At 66.9% G+C, this 15,152-nt stretch carries 16 protein-coding genes; 15 read left to right on the forward strand and 1 reads right to left on the reverse strand.

The window, feature by feature from the left end; all coding sequences use genetic code 11:
- Positions 1-29 precede the first annotated feature (29 nt).
- The 9 genes from J1C47_RS17355 (at position 30) to J1C47_RS17395 (ending at position 7,494) form a co-directional block, all read left to right on the forward strand.
- A complete protein-coding gene (locus tag J1C47_RS17355) occupies positions 30-809 on the forward strand; it encodes a GGDEF domain-containing protein (RefSeq protein ID WP_245396642.1) in 780 nt (259 codons plus the stop codon).
- Positions 810-889: 80 nt separating this feature from the next.
- The gene (locus J1C47_RS17360) at positions 890-1,717 is read left to right on the forward strand and encodes a DUF1206 domain-containing protein (RefSeq protein WP_207352046.1); all 828 of its coding nucleotides are present in this window, start codon (positions 890-892) and stop codon (positions 1,715-1,717) included.
- A 246-nt stretch (positions 1,718-1,963) separates the two neighbouring features.
- Complete coding sequence (locus J1C47_RS17365; RefSeq protein WP_281065546.1) at positions 1,964-3,754, forward strand: acetolactate synthase 3 large subunit; 1,791 nt, start codon at positions 1,964-1,966, stop codon at positions 3,752-3,754.
- Between the two features lie 54 nt (positions 3,755-3,808).
- Entirely contained in the window at positions 3,809-4,093 is a 285-nt protein-coding gene (locus tag J1C47_RS17370) for an AbrB/MazE/SpoVT family DNA-binding domain-containing protein (protein WP_207352047.1), read from the forward strand.
- The gene (locus J1C47_RS17375) at positions 4,077-4,472 is read left to right on the forward strand and encodes a PIN domain-containing protein (RefSeq protein ID WP_207352048.1); all 396 of its coding nucleotides are present in this window, start codon (positions 4,077-4,079) and stop codon (positions 4,470-4,472) included. The genes J1C47_RS17370 and J1C47_RS17375 overlap by 17 nt, the downstream gene beginning before the upstream one ends.
- A 34-nt stretch (positions 4,473-4,506) precedes the next feature.
- Positions 4,507-5,082 carry an acetolactate synthase small subunit gene (gene ilvN / locus J1C47_RS17380; RefSeq protein ID WP_207352049.1) on the forward strand — a complete coding sequence of 192 codons (576 nt, stop codon included), beginning with the start codon at positions 4,507-4,509 and terminating at the stop codon, positions 5,080-5,082.
- A 321-nt stretch (positions 5,083-5,403) separates the two neighbouring features.
- Complete coding sequence (locus J1C47_RS17385) at positions 5,404-5,817, forward strand: response regulator (protein ID WP_207352050.1); 414 nt, start codon at positions 5,404-5,406, stop codon at positions 5,815-5,817.
- A gap of 77 nt (positions 5,818-5,894) precedes the next feature.
- Positions 5,895-6,161, forward strand: a complete 267-nt coding sequence (locus J1C47_RS17390; RefSeq protein ID WP_207352051.1) for a hypothetical protein — start codon at positions 5,895-5,897, stop codon at positions 6,159-6,161.
- 205 nt (positions 6,162-6,366) lie between these two features.
- Positions 6,367-7,494 carry an ATP-dependent DNA helicase gene (locus J1C47_RS17395; RefSeq protein ID WP_207352052.1) on the forward strand — a complete coding sequence of 376 codons (1,128 nt, stop codon included), beginning with the start codon at positions 6,367-6,369 and terminating at the stop codon, positions 7,492-7,494.
- 54 nt (positions 7,495-7,548) lie between these two features.
- Here the strand turns inward: J1C47_RS17395 and J1C47_RS17400 are convergent, their stop codons facing one another.
- Positions 7,549-8,268 (reverse strand): haloacid dehalogenase type II, encoded by a 720-nt coding sequence (locus tag J1C47_RS17400; protein ID WP_207352053.1) that lies wholly within the window; start codon positions 8,266-8,268, stop codon positions 7,549-7,551.
- A 298-nt stretch (positions 8,269-8,566) separates the two neighbouring features.
- Here J1C47_RS17400 and J1C47_RS17405 point away from each other — a divergent pair, with 298 nt between their 5' ends.
- From J1C47_RS17405 to J1C47_RS17430, 6 genes are all read left to right on the forward strand, one after another.
- A complete protein-coding gene (locus J1C47_RS17405; protein ID WP_207352054.1) occupies positions 8,567-9,559 on the forward strand; it encodes an ABC transporter ATP-binding protein in 993 nt (330 codons plus the stop codon).
- 49 nt (positions 9,560-9,608) lie between these two features.
- Positions 9,609-10,901 carry an ABC transporter substrate-binding protein gene (locus tag J1C47_RS17410; protein ID WP_207352055.1) on the forward strand — a complete coding sequence of 431 codons (1,293 nt, stop codon included), beginning with the start codon at positions 9,609-9,611 and terminating at the stop codon, positions 10,899-10,901.
- 64 nt (positions 10,902-10,965) lie between these two features.
- Complete coding sequence (locus J1C47_RS17415) at positions 10,966-11,880, forward strand: ABC transporter permease (protein ID WP_207352109.1); 915 nt, start codon at positions 10,966-10,968, stop codon at positions 11,878-11,880.
- Positions 11,881-11,883: 3 nt separating this feature from the next.
- Positions 11,884-12,774, forward strand: a complete 891-nt coding sequence (locus J1C47_RS17420; RefSeq protein WP_207352056.1) for an ABC transporter permease — start codon at positions 11,884-11,886, stop codon at positions 12,772-12,774.
- Positions 12,775-13,013: 239 nt separating this feature from the next.
- A complete protein-coding gene (locus J1C47_RS17425) occupies positions 13,014-13,766 on the forward strand; it encodes an aspartate/glutamate racemase family protein (protein WP_207352057.1) in 753 nt (250 codons plus the stop codon).
- A gap of 132 nt (positions 13,767-13,898) precedes the next feature.
- Positions 13,899-15,149 (forward strand): amidohydrolase family protein, encoded by a 1,251-nt coding sequence (locus tag J1C47_RS17430; protein WP_207352058.1) that lies wholly within the window; start codon positions 13,899-13,901, stop codon positions 15,147-15,149.
- Positions 15,150-15,152: the final 3 nt, after the last annotated feature.

The following is a 15,152-nucleotide window of genomic DNA, read 5'->3' on the forward strand; positions in this document are numbered from 1 at the left end:
CATCGCATGTGCAGGGTGAACGGGGTCAGATGAGATTAACCAGGGCAGAGCTGTCGGTCGCATTCCTCGTCGGCGCCCTGGTTGGAGCCGCGACTCTGACTTATCTCAACTTCCTGTTGACCGATTCCTCGCTCGGCATGATGGACGAGACGCTCCGCCACCGCTTCGCCTGGATGACCTATCTGAGCCTCGGATGCGTCGGCGCGGCGGGCTTCTCGGCGCTGTTCGTCGTCCTGCCGCTCCTGCGCTACCACAGCCGGGAGCAGGGCAAGCTCCAGTCCCTGACCGGCCTCCTGAAGGAACGCTCCAAGAAGCTCGAGGCCGAGGCGCTGACGGATCCTTTGACCGGCACCCACAACCGCCGCTTCTTCGACGAGGCCCTTCGACAATACGTCCAGGAGTTCCAGCGGATCGAACGACCCCTCGGCATCGTCATCATCGACCTCGACCACTTCAAGGCGATCAACGACACCCACGGTCACGACACCGGCGACAAGGTGCTGAAGGCGGTGGCGCTCTGCCTGTTCGAGTTCACCCGCTTCCACGACGTGGTGGCGCGGATCGGCGGAGAGGAATTCGCCGTCATCGCACCGAATCTCAACCCCGACGACCTGCGGCGTTTCGCCGAGCGGCTGCGCGGCGAGATTTCCCGCGTGACGCTCGACGCCGACGGCAGGCGCGTTGCCGTGACGGCCTCGATCGGCCTTGCCGTCGTCCGACCCGACGACGACCCGGCGAGCCTGACGAAGCGCGCCGACATCAATCTCTATCTGGCAAAGCAGGCGGGCCGGAACCGCGTCGCCTGCTGATCTTCGGGCACGCGCGCCGGCACCCTTCCTCGGAACCACCGCCGCCCCTGGCGCGTCTTGCCATCAAAAGGGGAGATTTGATGTCGAGCATCAGCAGCGGTTTCCAACCGGACGACGGCAGGGCGTGGCTGAAGGGAGCGGCCCGCGCCGGCTATTTCGCCCGCGGCCTGGTTTTCGCCATCGTCGGCTATTTCGCATTCCGGGCAGCCTTTGCGAGCGGCCAGACGCTCGACACCAAGGACGCCATCGAGGTGATCGCCGGCTCGGTCTTCGGCACGATTCTGCTTGCGGCGATTGTGGTCGGCCTCGCGGCATTCGCGGCGTGGCGCATGGTCCAGGTGACGCTCGACGTCGACGGGCACGGCACCGGCGCCAAGGGCCTCTTCGTGCGGGCCGGGCTGCTCGTCAGCGCGTTTTCCTACGGCGCGCTCGCGCTCTATGCCGGATCGCTGCTCACCGGCCTCGGCTCCGGCGGCGGGGACGGCGGTGGCGGCGGGGGCGTGATCTCCTACGCCTACGAGAAGGGCTTCGGCATCTGGGTGACCTATGCCGTGGCCGCCGGCATGGCCGCCGCCGCGATCGCGCATTTCGTCAAGGCGGTGAAGGCCGGGTTCGAGCGCTACATGTCGATCCCGGACGATCGCCAATGGGCCGTGAAGCCGATCTGTCAGTTCGGGCTGATCGCCCGGGGCACCACCTTCGTCGTCATCGCCGGCCTGCTCGCGACCGGTGCCGCCGGCTACAAGTCCGGCGATACGCCCGGCCTCGACGCGGCGCTGGCGGAGATCGCCAGCTGGAGCTTCGGCTGGCTGCTCCTCTCGCTGACGGGGCTCGGGCTCATCGCCTTCGGGCTCTATTGTTTTGCCGAGTCATGGTATCGCCGGATCAACATGCCGCAGGTCGGGTGAACCGAGGTCGGAATCGTTTCGGGCGCAAAAAAGCCGTTGACGCGGACCGCTCTGCCTCATAGCTTGCGGCCCATGATCACGAAGCTGATTCTCGTAAGGTTGCGCACACGCGTGGCGGTCTGAGGACCGCCCGGCGAGAGCCACGTGTGCGCGAGACAAAGGGCCCGAGCGGCCCTTTTTTATTGCCCGAATTTCAGGTGGAAGAGCCGGCCCGGACCGGTCGCCGGCGACGAGAGAGACGAGACGATGGACATCAAGGCTGTGAGCGAGGGACGGGAGATGACGGGCGCCGGAATGGTCGTCCGGGCCCTCGTCGACAACGGCGTCACCGACATCTTCGGCTATCCGGGCGGAGCGGTCCTGCCGATCTACGACGAACTCTTCCAGCAGGAAGAGGTCCGCCACGTCCTCGTGCGCCACGAGCAGGGAGCCGGCCATGCGGCGGAAGGCTACGCCCGCTCCACCGGCAAGACCGGCGTCATGCTCGTCACCTCGGGCCCGGGCGCGACCAACGCCGTAACGGCGCTGCAGGACGCGCTGATGGATTCGATCCCGCTGGTCTGCATTTCCGGCCAAGTGCCGACGACGCTGATCGGCTCCGACGCCTTCCAGGAATGCGATACCGTCGGCATCACCCGGCCCTGCACCAAGCACAACTGGCTGGTGAAGGACGTCGCCGACCTGTCGCGCATCCTGCACGAGGCATTCCTCGTCGCCCGCACGGGGCGGCCCGGACCCGTCGTCGTCGACATTCCGAAGGACGTGCAGTTCGCGACCGGCCTCTACACGCCGCCGCCGCCGACCCGCACCCATGAGAGCTACCGGCCGCGCCTCGCGCCCGAGCACGAGCGCATCGCCGCGGCGGTGGCGATGCTGGCGGGCGCCAAGCGGCCTATGATCTATTCCGGCGGCGGCGTCGTGAACTCCGGCCCCGAAGCGTCGAAGCTGCTGCGCGAATTCGTCGACCTCACCGGCTTTCCGATCACCTCGACGCTGATGGGCCTCGGCGCCTATCCGGCTTCCGGCAAGAGCTGGATGGGCATGCTCGGCATGCACGGCACCTACGAGGCGAACCTCGCCATGCACGGCTGCGACGTCATGCTGTGCATCGGCGCCCGCTTCGACGACCGCATCACCGGCCGGCTCGACGCCTTCTCGCCGGGCTCGAAGAAGATCCACATCGACATCGATCCGTCCTCGATCAACAAGAACGTCCGCGTCGACCTGCCGATCCTCGGTGACGTCGCGCATGTTCTGAAGGACCTGCTCGCCGAGTGGAAGGACACCGGTGTGGCGGTCGACCGCCAGGCGCTCGGGGAGTGGTGGCGGGAAATCGCCACGTGGAAGGCGCGCAACTGTCTCGCCTACAAGCCGCACCGCGATGTCATCATGCCGCAATACGCCGTCGAGCGGCTCTATGCCGCGACGAAGGATCGCGAGACCTACGTCTCGACCGAGGTCGGCCAGCACCAGATGTGGGCGGCGCAGTTCTACGGCTTCGAGGCGCCGAACCGCTGGCTGACATCCGGCGGCCTCGGCACGATGGGCTACGGCCTGCCGGCCTCGATCGGCGCGGCGATCGCCCATCCGGACGCCGTCTCGCTCTGCATCGCCGGCGACGCCTCGGTGCTGATGAACATGCAGGAGATGTCGACGGCGGTTCAGCACCGGGCGAACGTCAAGATCTTCATCCTCAACAACCAGTACATGGGCATGGTCCGGCAGTGGCAGCAGCTCTTGCACGGCAACCGGCTGTCGCATTCCTACACCGAGGCGCTGCCGGACTTCGTCAAGCTCGCCGAAGCCTACGGCGCCGTCGGCATGCGCTGCGAGAAGCCGGGCGAACTCGACGACGCGATCGAGGCGATGCTGGCCGTCGACGCCCCGGTGCTGTTCGACTGCCGCGTCGCCAATCTCGCCAACTGCTTCCCGATGATTCCGTCGGGCAAGGCACACAACGAGATCCTGCTGCCGGAAGAGGCGACCGACGAGGCCGTGGCGAAGGCGATCGACGCCAAGGACCGGGTGCTGGTTTGATTTGCAAGACGGCGAGACGTAGATTTGTCTTGTCTTCCATCGAGGGCATGTCGAATGACGTCGGTGACGCGCGTATCCGAAGAGGGGCAGATCTTTTTGCCGTCGGAGGTCAGTACTACGCAGGGATGGGATAGCGGAACTGAACTCGAAGTGGTCGAGCGCGGAGGAGAAGTCGTGCTTCGTCCGCGTTCTTTCCGGCGCACCGTGTTTCCGCCTATCACGCTCGAGCAATTCCTCGCCGCGGTTCCGAAATACGACGGACCTCTCGTGACGGACGAGATGATGGAAGCGGGACTCGCCGAAGAGGCAAAGAGACGGTGGCGTGACAAGTGCGGCTGATACCAACGTCGTCGTCCGGCTGATCACGCGGGACGATCCTCGACAGTTCGCGAAACTGCTGCCGTTGCTGGCCGGGGGAGGCTTGGTGCTTCTGCCTACCGTTATCTTGGAGACGGAGTGGATTCTCCGCAGCGTCTTCGCGTACTCGCGGAAACAGATCGACCAAGCGTTCTCGGCCCTGTTGGCGATGGATCTCGTCGCGGTCGTCGACGAAAACGTGGTCGTCCGGGCTCTGCTCAATTACCGGGACGGGATGGACTTTGCCGACGCGCTCCATCTCGCTTCGGCGCAGCATTGCGACGAGTTCGTCACCTTCGACCGGAACATGGCCCGAAGGGCCGCTGCCGCCCCGACACCGCCAGCCGTCAGGCTTCTTTGACGACATTCAATCTGCGATACAATCGGAAACGACCATGAACAATTCCGCCGTCCAGCCGCCCGCATCGGCCTATTTCATCACGCCGGAAAAGGAGACGCCGGAGCCGCGCACGCTTGCCGTCCTCGTCGACAACGAGCCGGGCGTGCTCGCCCGGGTGATCGGCATGTTCTCCGGCCGCGGCTACAACATCGAGAGCCTGACCGTCTCGGAGACCGAGCACGAGAAGCATCTGTCGCGGATCACCATCGTCACCCGCGGCGCGCCGCACGTGGTCGAGCAGCTGAAGAGCCAGCTCGACCGGATCGTGCCCGTCCACAAGGTCGTCGACCTCACCGCGACGGCCGGTGCCGGCGGCGAGAGCCGGCCGATCGAGCGCGAGCTCGCGATCGTCAAGGTCGCGGGACAGGGAGAGCGGCGGGTGGAAGCGCTGCGGCTCGCCGACGTCTTCCGGGCCAAGGTGCTCGATTCCTCCATCGAGCATTTCGTCTTCGAGATCACCGGGCGGCCGTCGAAGCTCGACAAGTTCGTCAGCCTGATGGCGCCGCTCGGTCTCGTCGAGGTGTGCCGCACCGGCGTTGCCGCCCTCTCGCGCGGCAAGGAAGCGATGTAGCCGGCGGGCCGGTTCCGCGCTCACTGTTCGAAAGCACACGGGAGACGCGGTCGAAAGAGGGGCGGCGCGGCGACGCGAGGCGTTAACGACTTCGGCAGCACGAAGCGGTTGCATCACGGCTAAATCCCCGTCATCTCGAAGTTTTTTCCAGCTTGCTTCAGCGAAGAGGGAACCAGTCCCGACCCCTGCGCCGTTAACCATGTCGGCTGGCCGAGCGAACGACTCCCGCCCGGCCGGCGCCGAGACCGCGAGCCCGCGACCCTTTGCCGGCTCGAAACGATGGTCCGGATCGAAGATGATGGCGTGTCGGAGGTGGTGAACATGCAAGGCTCCCCGGAACGCAAACTGCGCGTCCTCGTGGTCGACGACGACGCGCTGGTTCTGATGCACACCGCCGCCATGCTCAACGATCTCGGCCACGAGACGGTGATGGCGTCCGGAGGCCCCGAGGCGCTCACCTGTCTCGGCGAAAGCGGCCCTTCCGCCTTCGACCTCCTCGTGACCGACCAGTCGATGCCGCAGCTCGACGGCGTCGAACTCGCCCGTCAGGTTCGGCGGGAATGGCCGACGATGCCGGTGATCCTCGCAAGCGGCTATTGCGATCCCGGCGATGCGACCCACGGGGTCGCGCAGGGCCATCTCTTGAAGCCGTTCGGCCTCGGCGATCTGCGCACCGTCATCGCCTCGGTGGTCGCCGCGGAAACCGCGGGCACCGGCGGGGCAGCGATGGCCTAGCGGTCCGATTTCGACATTCGGTGCCGTCTTGTTCAGACCGCGCAGCAAATGTCGGAATCGAAAGACCCCAGGTCAAGATGATGATCCTGGTGGCTTTTTCGAATTTGACATTTGATGCGACGCCTTACCCGATCGGGACTCATACGGTTTCCGGCAGATCACTTCGTGATGCCGGAAACAACTACGCTCATTCGCCGCGCGGGCTTGATACGAGCCCCGCTCTGATCGAGCGGATCTCGTATCGAACGTCAAATTCAATCCACTGGCAGCCGGCGGCCGCAACGGCGCCTCGGATCAACCGCGCGACGTTTCTCACCCTGCCTTCCCGCGTCGCCGGCTCTTGAAGACTGGCAGTCGGCGCCCTGATGATTTACGCCATGACGATCGGGCGCGAGTCGCCCGCCATGCCTTGCGGCCTCTTCACGGGCCGGGCGACGGTTCGGCCCGGTGCACGGGGGTGTTTTGGCGCTGGCAGGAGCGCGCCGGTCGATCGACGGCGGTCGCCGGCGTCGTGAGCCCGGGCGAGGGTTCGGTTCAGGGGAGACGTTCTTGCAGTTTTCGCCGCAACAGGACGAGGCGCTTCGCCGGGTGGCCGAATGGCTCGACCACCCCGACAGGCCGGTGTTCCGCCTGTTCGGCTATGCGGGCACCGGCAAGACGACGCTCGCCCGGCACTTCGCCGAGGGCATCGACGGCGCCGTGCAGTTTGCGGCCTTCACCGGCAAGGCCGCCCAGGTCCTGAGGACCAAGGGCGCGAAGTCCGCCCGCACCATCCACTCGCTGATCTATCGGCCGCGCGGCGAGGAGACGGTGGAGGACGAGGCGAGCGGCGCCTCGCGCGTCTCGCCGACCTTCTCGCTCAACCGCCAGAGCCCGGTCGCCAAGGCCAAGCTCGTCGTCGTCGACGAATGTTCGATGGTCGACGAGGCGCTCGGCCGCGATCTCATGTCCTTCGGCACGCCGATCCTCGTTCTCGGCGATCCCGGGCAACTGCCGCCGGTTTCCGGCGGCGGGTTCTTCACCGAGGCGGAGCCGGACTTCCTCCTTACCGAGATCCATCGGCAGGCGCGCGACAACCCGATCATCGAGATGGCGCTCGCCGTCAGGGAGGGCCGCCAGCTGATGTATGGCGACTACGGGACCGCGAAGGTGATCTCCAAGCGCGAGGTCGAGACCGAGAAGGTGCTCGCCGCCGACCAGGTGCTCGTCGGCACCAATCGGACGCGCCGCCGCTACAACGCGCGTCTGCGGGAGCTGAAGGGCTTCGAGGGGCCGCTGCCGATGGCCGGCGACAAGCTGGTCTGTCTGCGCAACGATCCGGCGAAGGGCCTGCTCAACGGCTCGCTCTGGCAGGTGATGACCGCCTCGCGCGAGACGACGAAGCCGGGCGTCAACCTGATCGTCAAGCCGGACGACGACGACATCGACCAGGGAGCGGCGAAGATCCGGCTTCTGAAGCAGGCGTTCGAGGAGCCGGAGGCCGAGATCGCCTGGGCGACGAAGAAGCGCTTCGACGACTTCGACTTCGGCTACGCGCTGACCGTCCACAAGGCCCAGGGCTCGCAGTGGAACGACGTCATGCTGTTCGACGAGAGCTTCGCCTTTCGCGATACGCGCGAGCGGTGGCTTTATACGGCGATCACCCGCGCGGCCGAGCGGCTGACCATCGTGCGCTGAGCCTCGCCGGCGGGCGGGGCCGAGCCCCGCCGCGCATCGACTTGTCCCTCGAAATCAGCGGGTCTCGCGCCGGTGCGCCTCGGCCATCTCCGCCATCGAGGTGAAGCGGAAGTCGTAATGCGGCATGGCGCCCGGATGCATCGTCGCCCCGTAACCCTCCCGGCCGTGCCGGCGATGGATCCAGGCCGAGGCGAGGCCGGCCGCATTGGCGGGGACATGGTCGTGGAACATGCTCTCCGCCGTGTGTAGCACATCAGCCTTCTCGACGCCGAGCCCCGAAAGCTTGTCGAGCATGTAGGCGAAGTTCCGCGGGTCCGGCTTGTAGGAGCCGATGTCCTCGGCCGTGTAGACCGCGTCGAAGGTGACGCCGAGCCGCGCGTTCGACCCGGCGAAGCTGCCGCTGTCGACATTCGAGAGCACGACGAGCCGGTAGTGCTGCTTCAGATAGGCGAGCGCATCGGCGGAATCCGGGAAGGCCGGCCAGTCCGGCACCGACCGGCCATAGGCGAGACACTCGTCCCAGCCGGCCGGCACGCCCCACTCTTCCGACAGGCTTCGATAGACCGTGGCGAGCAGGCGGGAATAGGGCATCGCAGGCGTCTGCGCCTGCTGCGCGGATTCGTGCACCGCATGGCGCTCGAGCACGCTGTCGCGGCCGGGCTCGGTGTCGAGCCGGTCGAGCAGCGGCCGCAGCGCCGTCACGATGCCGGTCTCCCAGTCGATCAGCGTGCCGTAGCAGTCGAAGGTCAGCACCTTGAAATCGGCGAGCAGCATGGCGGTCGGGCCTTCGTGGTCGAATGAGGCCGGCTGGGGAGACGGCCAGACGGACTGCTAGGCGAGGCGGCCTCGGCTGGCAAGCGGCGAGGCGCGGGGATCGTGCCGCCGGACGGCTGCCCCGTACGGCATCGCGTCCGTCTGCGCATTTCATGAGCAAGATGCCGGCGATCCGGTCAGCAGGAGTGCCTGGAAGGGCGGGTCCGTCGCGCCGGTGCCTTTCGCGGCGTTTGTTCCCGCGAGTTGGCATGGCCGTTGCATTGTTGTGGCTCGAAGCATTGGATGCGAAGGGCCTGCCTTGCCGAACCGAGCCGCCGATCTCGAACTCGCCGCCGTCGTCAAGTCCTACGGCGAGACGATCGCCGTCGACAAAGTCTCTCTGAAGATCCCGGCGGGGACCTATTGCTGCCTGCTCGGCCCTTCCGGCTGCGGCAAGACCTCGACGCTGCGGATGATCGCCGGCCATGAATCGATCTCCGACGGCGACGTGATGATCGGCAACACCATCGTCAACGACCTGCCGCCGGCGCGGCGCGGCACGGCGATGATGTTCCAGAACTACGCGCTGTTTCCCCATCTCAACGTGCGCGACAACGTTGCCTTTCCGCTGAAGATGGCGGGTGTCGGCAAGGCCGAGCGGCACCAGCGGGCCGGCGAACTCCTCGGCATGGTCGACATGGCGCGCTATGCCGAGCGACTGCCGGCGCAGCTTTCCGGCGGCCAGCAGCAGCGCGTCGCGCTGGCGCGGGCACTGGTGACCAATCCGACGGTGCTGCTGCTCGACGAGCCCTTGTCGGCGCTCGACCCGTTCCTGCGCGTGCGCATGCGCGCCGAACTGAAGCGCTATCAGCGCGACTTCGGCATCTCCTTCGTCCACGTGACCCACAGCCAGGAGGAGGCGATGGCGCTGGCCGACATGGTGGTGTTGATGAACGACGGGCGGATCGAGCAGGTCGGCTCGCCGCGCGAGGTCTTCAACGCCCCGCGCACCCGCTTCGTCGCCCAGTTCATGGGCAGCCACAACATCGTGCCGGACGGCGAACGCAGCTTCGCCGTGCGCGCCGACCGGCTGAGGCTGTCGGCCTCCCCCGGGGGCGTGGCCGGCACCCGCGCGACGGTCACCGACGTCGAATATCAGGGCATGACGGTGAACGTCGCCATGCGCTGCGCCGACGGGACCGACTTCCTCGCCACCCTGCCGGAGGCCGAATACGACCGGATGCCCGTCGCGATCGGCGACGAGGTCGCAGTCGACTGGGCGGCAGCCGACCGGCACGAGCTCGCCGCCTGAGGGCGGCCGTCCTTCCAGACCTTCAACCCACCCCAAACGGAGGAACCCGATGGCAATAAGCGATGAGACCAAGACGGCGGCCGTTTCCCGGCGCTCGCTGCTGAAGGCGGGTGCGGGACTTGCCGGTGCCGGCCTGGCGACCAGGCTGTCAGCCTTCCCGACGCCGGCGATCGGCGCCGAGCCGGTCACCCTGCGCTATCTCTCGACGGCCACCAACCAGTCGCCTGCCATCGCCGAGAAGGCGATGGAGGAGGCCGGCGTGAAGATCGAATATGTGACGGTGACGACCGACGAGGTCGCCAAGCGCATCATCACCCAGCCGAACTCCTTCGACCTCGTCGACAGCGAATATTTCTCGCTGCCGAACCTCGTGCCGTCAGGCAACCTGATGGGCATGGACGCCAAGAAGATCAAGCTGGCGGACAAGATCACCCCGGTCCTCACCAAGGGCACGATCGACGGCAAGGACGTCGGCAGCCAGGGATCGGCGCCGTGGAAGTACTTCTACCTCGACGGCCGGCATTCCAAGAAGTTCGCCGAAGCGCCCACCGAATGGATGACGCTCATCCCGACGACCTACAACGCCGACTCGCTCGGCGACCGGCCGGATCTCATCGACGGCGAGGTCACGCACTGGTCGGCGCTGCTCGATCCGAAGTTCAAGGGCAAGGCGGCGCTGATCAACATCCCCTCGATCGGCATCATGGACGCGGCCATGGCGATCGAATCGTCCGGTCAGTTCAAGTACAAAGACAAGGGGAACATGACCAAGGCCGAGATCGACAAGACCATGGAGATCCTGACCAAGGCCAAGAAGGACGGCCAGTTCCGCGCCTTCTGGACCGACTTCAACCAGTCGGTGAACCTGATGGCGTCCGGCGAGGTCGTGATCCAGTCGATGTGGTCGCCGGCGGTCACGGCGGTGCGCTCAAAGGGCATCAAGTGCACCTATCTCGCGCTCGAAGAGGGCTATCGCGGCTGGGCCTCCGGCTTCGCGCTGCCGCGCACGCTGCGGGACAAGAAACTCGACGCCGCCTACGAGTTCATCAACTGGTTCCTTTCGGGCTGGGCCGGCGCCTATCTCTCGCGTCAGGGCTACTATCCGGCGGTGCTCGACACGGCCAAGGAGAAGATGGAGCCCTACGAGTGGGCCTACTGGTACGAGGGCAAGCCGGCCGAGAAGCCGATCAAGGCCCCGGACGGAACCGTCATCGAACAGCCGGGCGCGGTGCGCGACGGCGGCTCCTACGAGACCCGCATGAGCCGCATCGCCTGCTGGAACTCGGTCATGGACGAGAACGAGTACCTGATCACCAAGTGGAACGAGTTCGTCGCGGCCTGAGGTGATGGTGACAACGACGCCAACCAGCGGGGCGGCATCGCCGCCCCGCATCGCCGACGCCGCGATGCTTCCGTCCGGGGCGGAAACGGCCGCGACGTCGCGCCGCCGGCGCACCCGCGGCGGCGCCTACTGGCAGGCCGCGCCGATGGCGCTGGTCTTCCTGCTGTTTTTCGTGCTGCCGCTGGTCGTCGTGCTGGTGGTCAGCTTCTGGCAGTACAATTCCTATTCGATCACCCCGGCCTTCGTCTTCGACAACTATGCCGGCGTGTTCGACGGCTGCCTCGCGAGCCTTCCCTCGCTCTGCACGACCTTCGCGACCTATCTCTCGACCATCAAGTTCTGCCTGCTGGTCTGGGCGACGACGCTCGTTCTCGGCTTCACGATCGCCTATTTCCTCGCCTTCCACATCCGTACGACGACGATGCAGATCGTCCTCGCGCTCGTCTGCATCATCCCGTTCTGGACCTCCAACGTCATCCGGATGATCTCCTGGATCCCGCTGCTCGGGCGCAACGGCCTGATCAACCAGATCCTGGTCGGCTCCGGCCTGGTCGACCATCCGGTCGAATGGCTGCTCTATTCCGACTTCGCGGTGACGCTCGCCTTCGTCCACCTGCTCACCGCCTTCATGCTGGTGCCGATCCTCAATTCGATGATGCGCATCGACCGCTCGCTGATCGAGGCGGCGCGGGACGCGGGCGCGAGCGGCGCGCAGGTCCTGTGGAACGTCGTCATCCCGCTTTCGAAGACCGGCATCACCATCGGTTCGATCTTCGTCGTCACCCTTGTGATGGGCGACTTCATCACCATCGGCGTGATGGGTGGCCAGCAGATCGCCTCGGTGGGCAAGGTCATCAACGTCCAGACCAGCTACCTGCAGTTCCCGCTCGCCGCGGCGAATGCCGTCGTGCTGCTGATCGCGACGCTCGGGATCATCTTCACGCTGACGCGCTTCATCGACATCCGCAAGGAGCTCTAGCCCATGACGGCCGAGAAGCGACCGCGCTCCTTCTACGTTCTCGCCGCGATCTTCACGCTGTTCGTCCTGTTCCTCTACGGGCCGGTGATCACCATCCTGATCCTGTCCTTTCAGGGGCCGCAGGGCGGGCTGACCTTCCCGATGAACGGCTTCTCCTTCCACTGGTTCGCGCAGCTCTTTCAGGGCGCGGGCCTCGTCGACATCTCGATCGGCCTGTGGAACTCGCTGAAGCTCGGCCTCATCGTGATGGTGCTGACGGTGGTCTTCTCGGTGATGGCAGGCCTTGCCTTCCGCCGGCGCTTCACCGGTTCGAGCCTTCTGTTCTACACCGCCATCGCCAGCCTCATCATGCCGTCGATCATCGTGTCGCTCGGCATCGCGCTGGAATTCCACATCGTCGACGACACGGTGATGGGGATCGCCGACGCCTACGAGGTCGACTGGCTCTACGACAACTACCAGACCGCCACCGGCCTCTTCACCTCCGGTCTCGGGGCACATCTCTCCTGGACGCTGCCCTTCGGCCTTCTGATCATGTTCGCGGTGTTCAACCGTTTCGACAAATCCTACGAGGAGGCCGCCCGCGACCTCGGCGCGACCTCCTGGCAGACGATCCGCCATGTCGTCCTGCCGATCATCGCGCCGTCGGTCGCCGGAGTCGCCCTGTTCGGCTTCACTTTGTCCTGGGACGAACTCGCGCGATCGAGCCAGGCGATGGGCGCGGCCAACACCCTGCCGATCCAGCTGCAGGCGCTGACCACCACCGTGACCACGCCGATGATCTACGCCCTCGGGACAGTGACGACGGCGATCTCGCTGGTCGTCATCGCCGTCTCCCTGACGACTTTCTTCGTTCTCCAGAAGCGGCGCCAGCGCCGGGCATTGAAGGGTTGAGTGCCCGCCATGGCCGAAATGCCCGCCTCCCGGAGTGCGCAGACCGGCGGCCGAAACGCTCGCTGCGCCAATTCTCTTCGCCGAGCGTGTTCTCCCGGTTCTATCGGACGGCGTGCGGCGCAGCGCATGATGGCGGCGCCGCCCCCGACGTTTCGGGCGGCGATACGTGCGAAAGGATGGCACGGCAGGCGATCGCGGTTCGATGCGGTCGGGCGCCGCGCCGAAAGGGGTGGACCGGAATGCGGATCTCGATCGTCAACCCGAACTCCACGCGGTCGATGACCGAGACGATTGCCCTCGCGGCGCGCCAGGCCGCGGCACGAGGAACCGAGATCCTCGCCTATCAGAACGATGCCGGACCGGTCTCGATCGAGGGCCATGTCGACGGCGCGCTCGCCGTGCCGGGCCTGCTCCACGCCCTGGCGATTGCCGAGCGGGACGGGGCGGAGGCCCATGTCATCGCCTGTTTCGACGACACCGGGCTCGAAGCCGCCCGGTCGGTCCTCGCAGGCCCGGTGATCGGGATCGGCGAGGCGGCGGCGCGCATGGCGACGCTCGTCGCGCGCCGCTTCTCGGTGGTGACGACGCTCTCCGTTTCCGTCCCGATTCTCGAAGACAATCTGCAGCGCGCCGGTCTGTCGGATCTCTGCGCGAGCGTGCGCGCCTCGGACCTGCCGGTGCTGGCGCTCGAGGCCGATCCCGAGGCGGCCGAGCGGACGATCTCGGCGGAGATCGCCCGTGCGGTCGCCGAGGACGGGGCGGAGGCGATCGTCCTCGGCTGCGCCGGTATGGCGGGTTTCGCCCAGGCGCTGTCGCAGGAGCATGGCGTGCCGGTGGTGGAAGGCGTCTCTTCGGCGGTGAAGCTGATGGAAGCGGCCGTGGCGCTCGGCCTGAAGACGGCAAAGCGCGGCGGCTATGCCGCGCCGCGCCTGAAGGATCGCGGTTTCGTCTATCCAGAAGGCATGGTCGCCGAGCCGGAGCTGCCGGCGTGAGACGCGCCAAGAGCCGCGACAGCCGGGATCCGCGCGCGACCGTACGAACGGACGGGAACGAAGCACCGGCGCTCGCCGCCCCGCGGTCGGCCCGCGCCGCCGGTCCCGAACGCGGCTGAGGGACGACAAGGCGTGGCGGCGTTCGACCTCATCCTGCGCGACGCCCGTGTCGAGGGACGCGACGATCCCGTCGACATCGGCATTGCCAGGGGCCTCGTCGCCGCGATCGAGCGCGGGCTGCCGGCCGGCGCGCCGGAGCGCGCCGTCGGCGGGCGCTTCGTCTCGACCGGCCTCGTCGACGCTCACATCCACCTCGACAAGGCCGGTATCCTCGACCGTTGCCCTGTCTGCGATGGCACGCTCGCCGAGGCCGTGTCGCTGACGGCGAAGGCGAAGGCGGGCTTTACCGCCGACGACGTCTACAACCGCGCCGAAGCGGTGCTGCGCCGGGCGATCGTCAACGGCACCATGGCGATGCGCAGCTTCGTCGAGACCGATCCGCGCGTCGGCCTCGCGTCCTTCGAGGCGTTGCTGCAGCTCAAGCGCGACTATCGGCGGGCCATCGCCATCGACCTCTGCGCCTTCGCGCAGGAGGGCCTGACCGAGGAGATGGCCACCTACGACCTGATGGCGGCGGCGCTGCAAGGCGGCGCGACCAGCGTCGGCGGCTGTCCCTACACCGACCGGGATCCGGTCCGTCACATCGAGCTGGTGCTCGATCTTGCCGAGCGCTTCGCCGTGCCCGCCGACTTCCACATCGACTTCGATCTCAATCCGGCGGAAGGCGACCTGCCGGCCCTGATCGCCGCCGTCGAACGGCGCGGGATGCAGGGGCGGGTGTCGGTCGGTCACGCGAGCAAGCTTTCGGCGATGCCGGCAGCGCGCTTCGAGGCGCTCGGCAAGGCGCTCGCGAAGGCCGGTATCGGCCTCGTCGTCCTGCCGGCGACGGATCTCTATCTCATGGGGCGCGGCAGCGCCCGCCTGACGCCCCGGGGCGTCGCCCGGGCGGACATCCTCGCGAAAGCCGGCGTGCGGACGGCGGTCGCCACCAACAACGTCCTCAATCCCTTCACGCCCTTCGGCGACGCCTCGCTGATCCGCATGGCGAACCTCTTTGCCAATGTCGCGCAGTCCGGCAGCGACGCCGACATGGCGCTGTGCTTCCAGATGGTCGGTGCAGGCGCTGCGGCGGTCGTCGGCCTCGACCGGCCGTCGGCACCGCAGGTGGGCGCACCGGCCGATCTCCTGATCCTCGACGCTGCGGGCCCTGCCGATGCCGTGTGCCGGATCGCCCAGCCGCTCGCCGGCTGGAAGGACGGGCTCCAGACCTTCGAACGGCCGCTGCCACGGCTCTGCCTCGATGCGGAGAGTGGCGGCTTCTGACGC

The organism is Jiella sonneratiae (assembly GCF_017353515.1).
GTDB lineage: Bacteria > Pseudomonadota > Alphaproteobacteria > Rhizobiales > Rhizobiaceae > Jiella > Jiella sonneratiae.

Coding starts and splice junctions, on each gene's coding strand:
- J1C47_RS17355 (WP_245396642.1), top strand. CDS start 30: ATGAGATTAACCAGGGCAGAGCTGTCGGTCGCATTCCTCGTCGGCGCC.
- J1C47_RS17360 (WP_207352046.1), top strand. CDS start 890: ATGTCGAGCATCAGCAGCGGTTTCCAACCGGACGACGGCAGGGCGTGG.
- J1C47_RS17365 (WP_281065546.1), top strand. CDS start 1,964: ATGGACATCAAGGCTGTGAGCGAGGGACGGGAGATGACGGGCGCCGGA.
- J1C47_RS17370 (WP_207352047.1), top strand. CDS start 3,809: ATGACGTCGGTGACGCGCGTATCCGAAGAGGGGCAGATCTTTTTGCCG.
- ilvN (WP_207352049.1), top strand. CDS start 4,507: ATGAACAATTCCGCCGTCCAGCCGCCCGCATCGGCCTATTTCATCACG.
- J1C47_RS17385 (WP_207352050.1), top strand. CDS start 5,404: ATGCAAGGCTCCCCGGAACGCAAACTGCGCGTCCTCGTGGTCGACGAC.
- J1C47_RS17390 (WP_207352051.1), top strand. CDS start 5,895: ATGATGATCCTGGTGGCTTTTTCGAATTTGACATTTGATGCGACGCCT.
- J1C47_RS17400 (WP_207352053.1), bottom strand. CDS start 8,268: ATGCTGCTCGCCGATTTCAAGGTGCTGACCTTCGACTGCTACGGCACG.
- J1C47_RS17410 (WP_207352055.1), top strand. CDS start 9,609: ATGGCAATAAGCGATGAGACCAAGACGGCGGCCGTTTCCCGGCGCTCG.
- J1C47_RS17415 (WP_207352109.1), top strand. CDS start 10,966: ATGCTTCCGTCCGGGGCGGAAACGGCCGCGACGTCGCGCCGCCGGCGC.
- J1C47_RS17420 (WP_207352056.1), top strand. CDS start 11,884: ATGACGGCCGAGAAGCGACCGCGCTCCTTCTACGTTCTCGCCGCGATC.
- J1C47_RS17425 (WP_207352057.1), top strand. CDS start 13,014: ATGCGGATCTCGATCGTCAACCCGAACTCCACGCGGTCGATGACCGAG.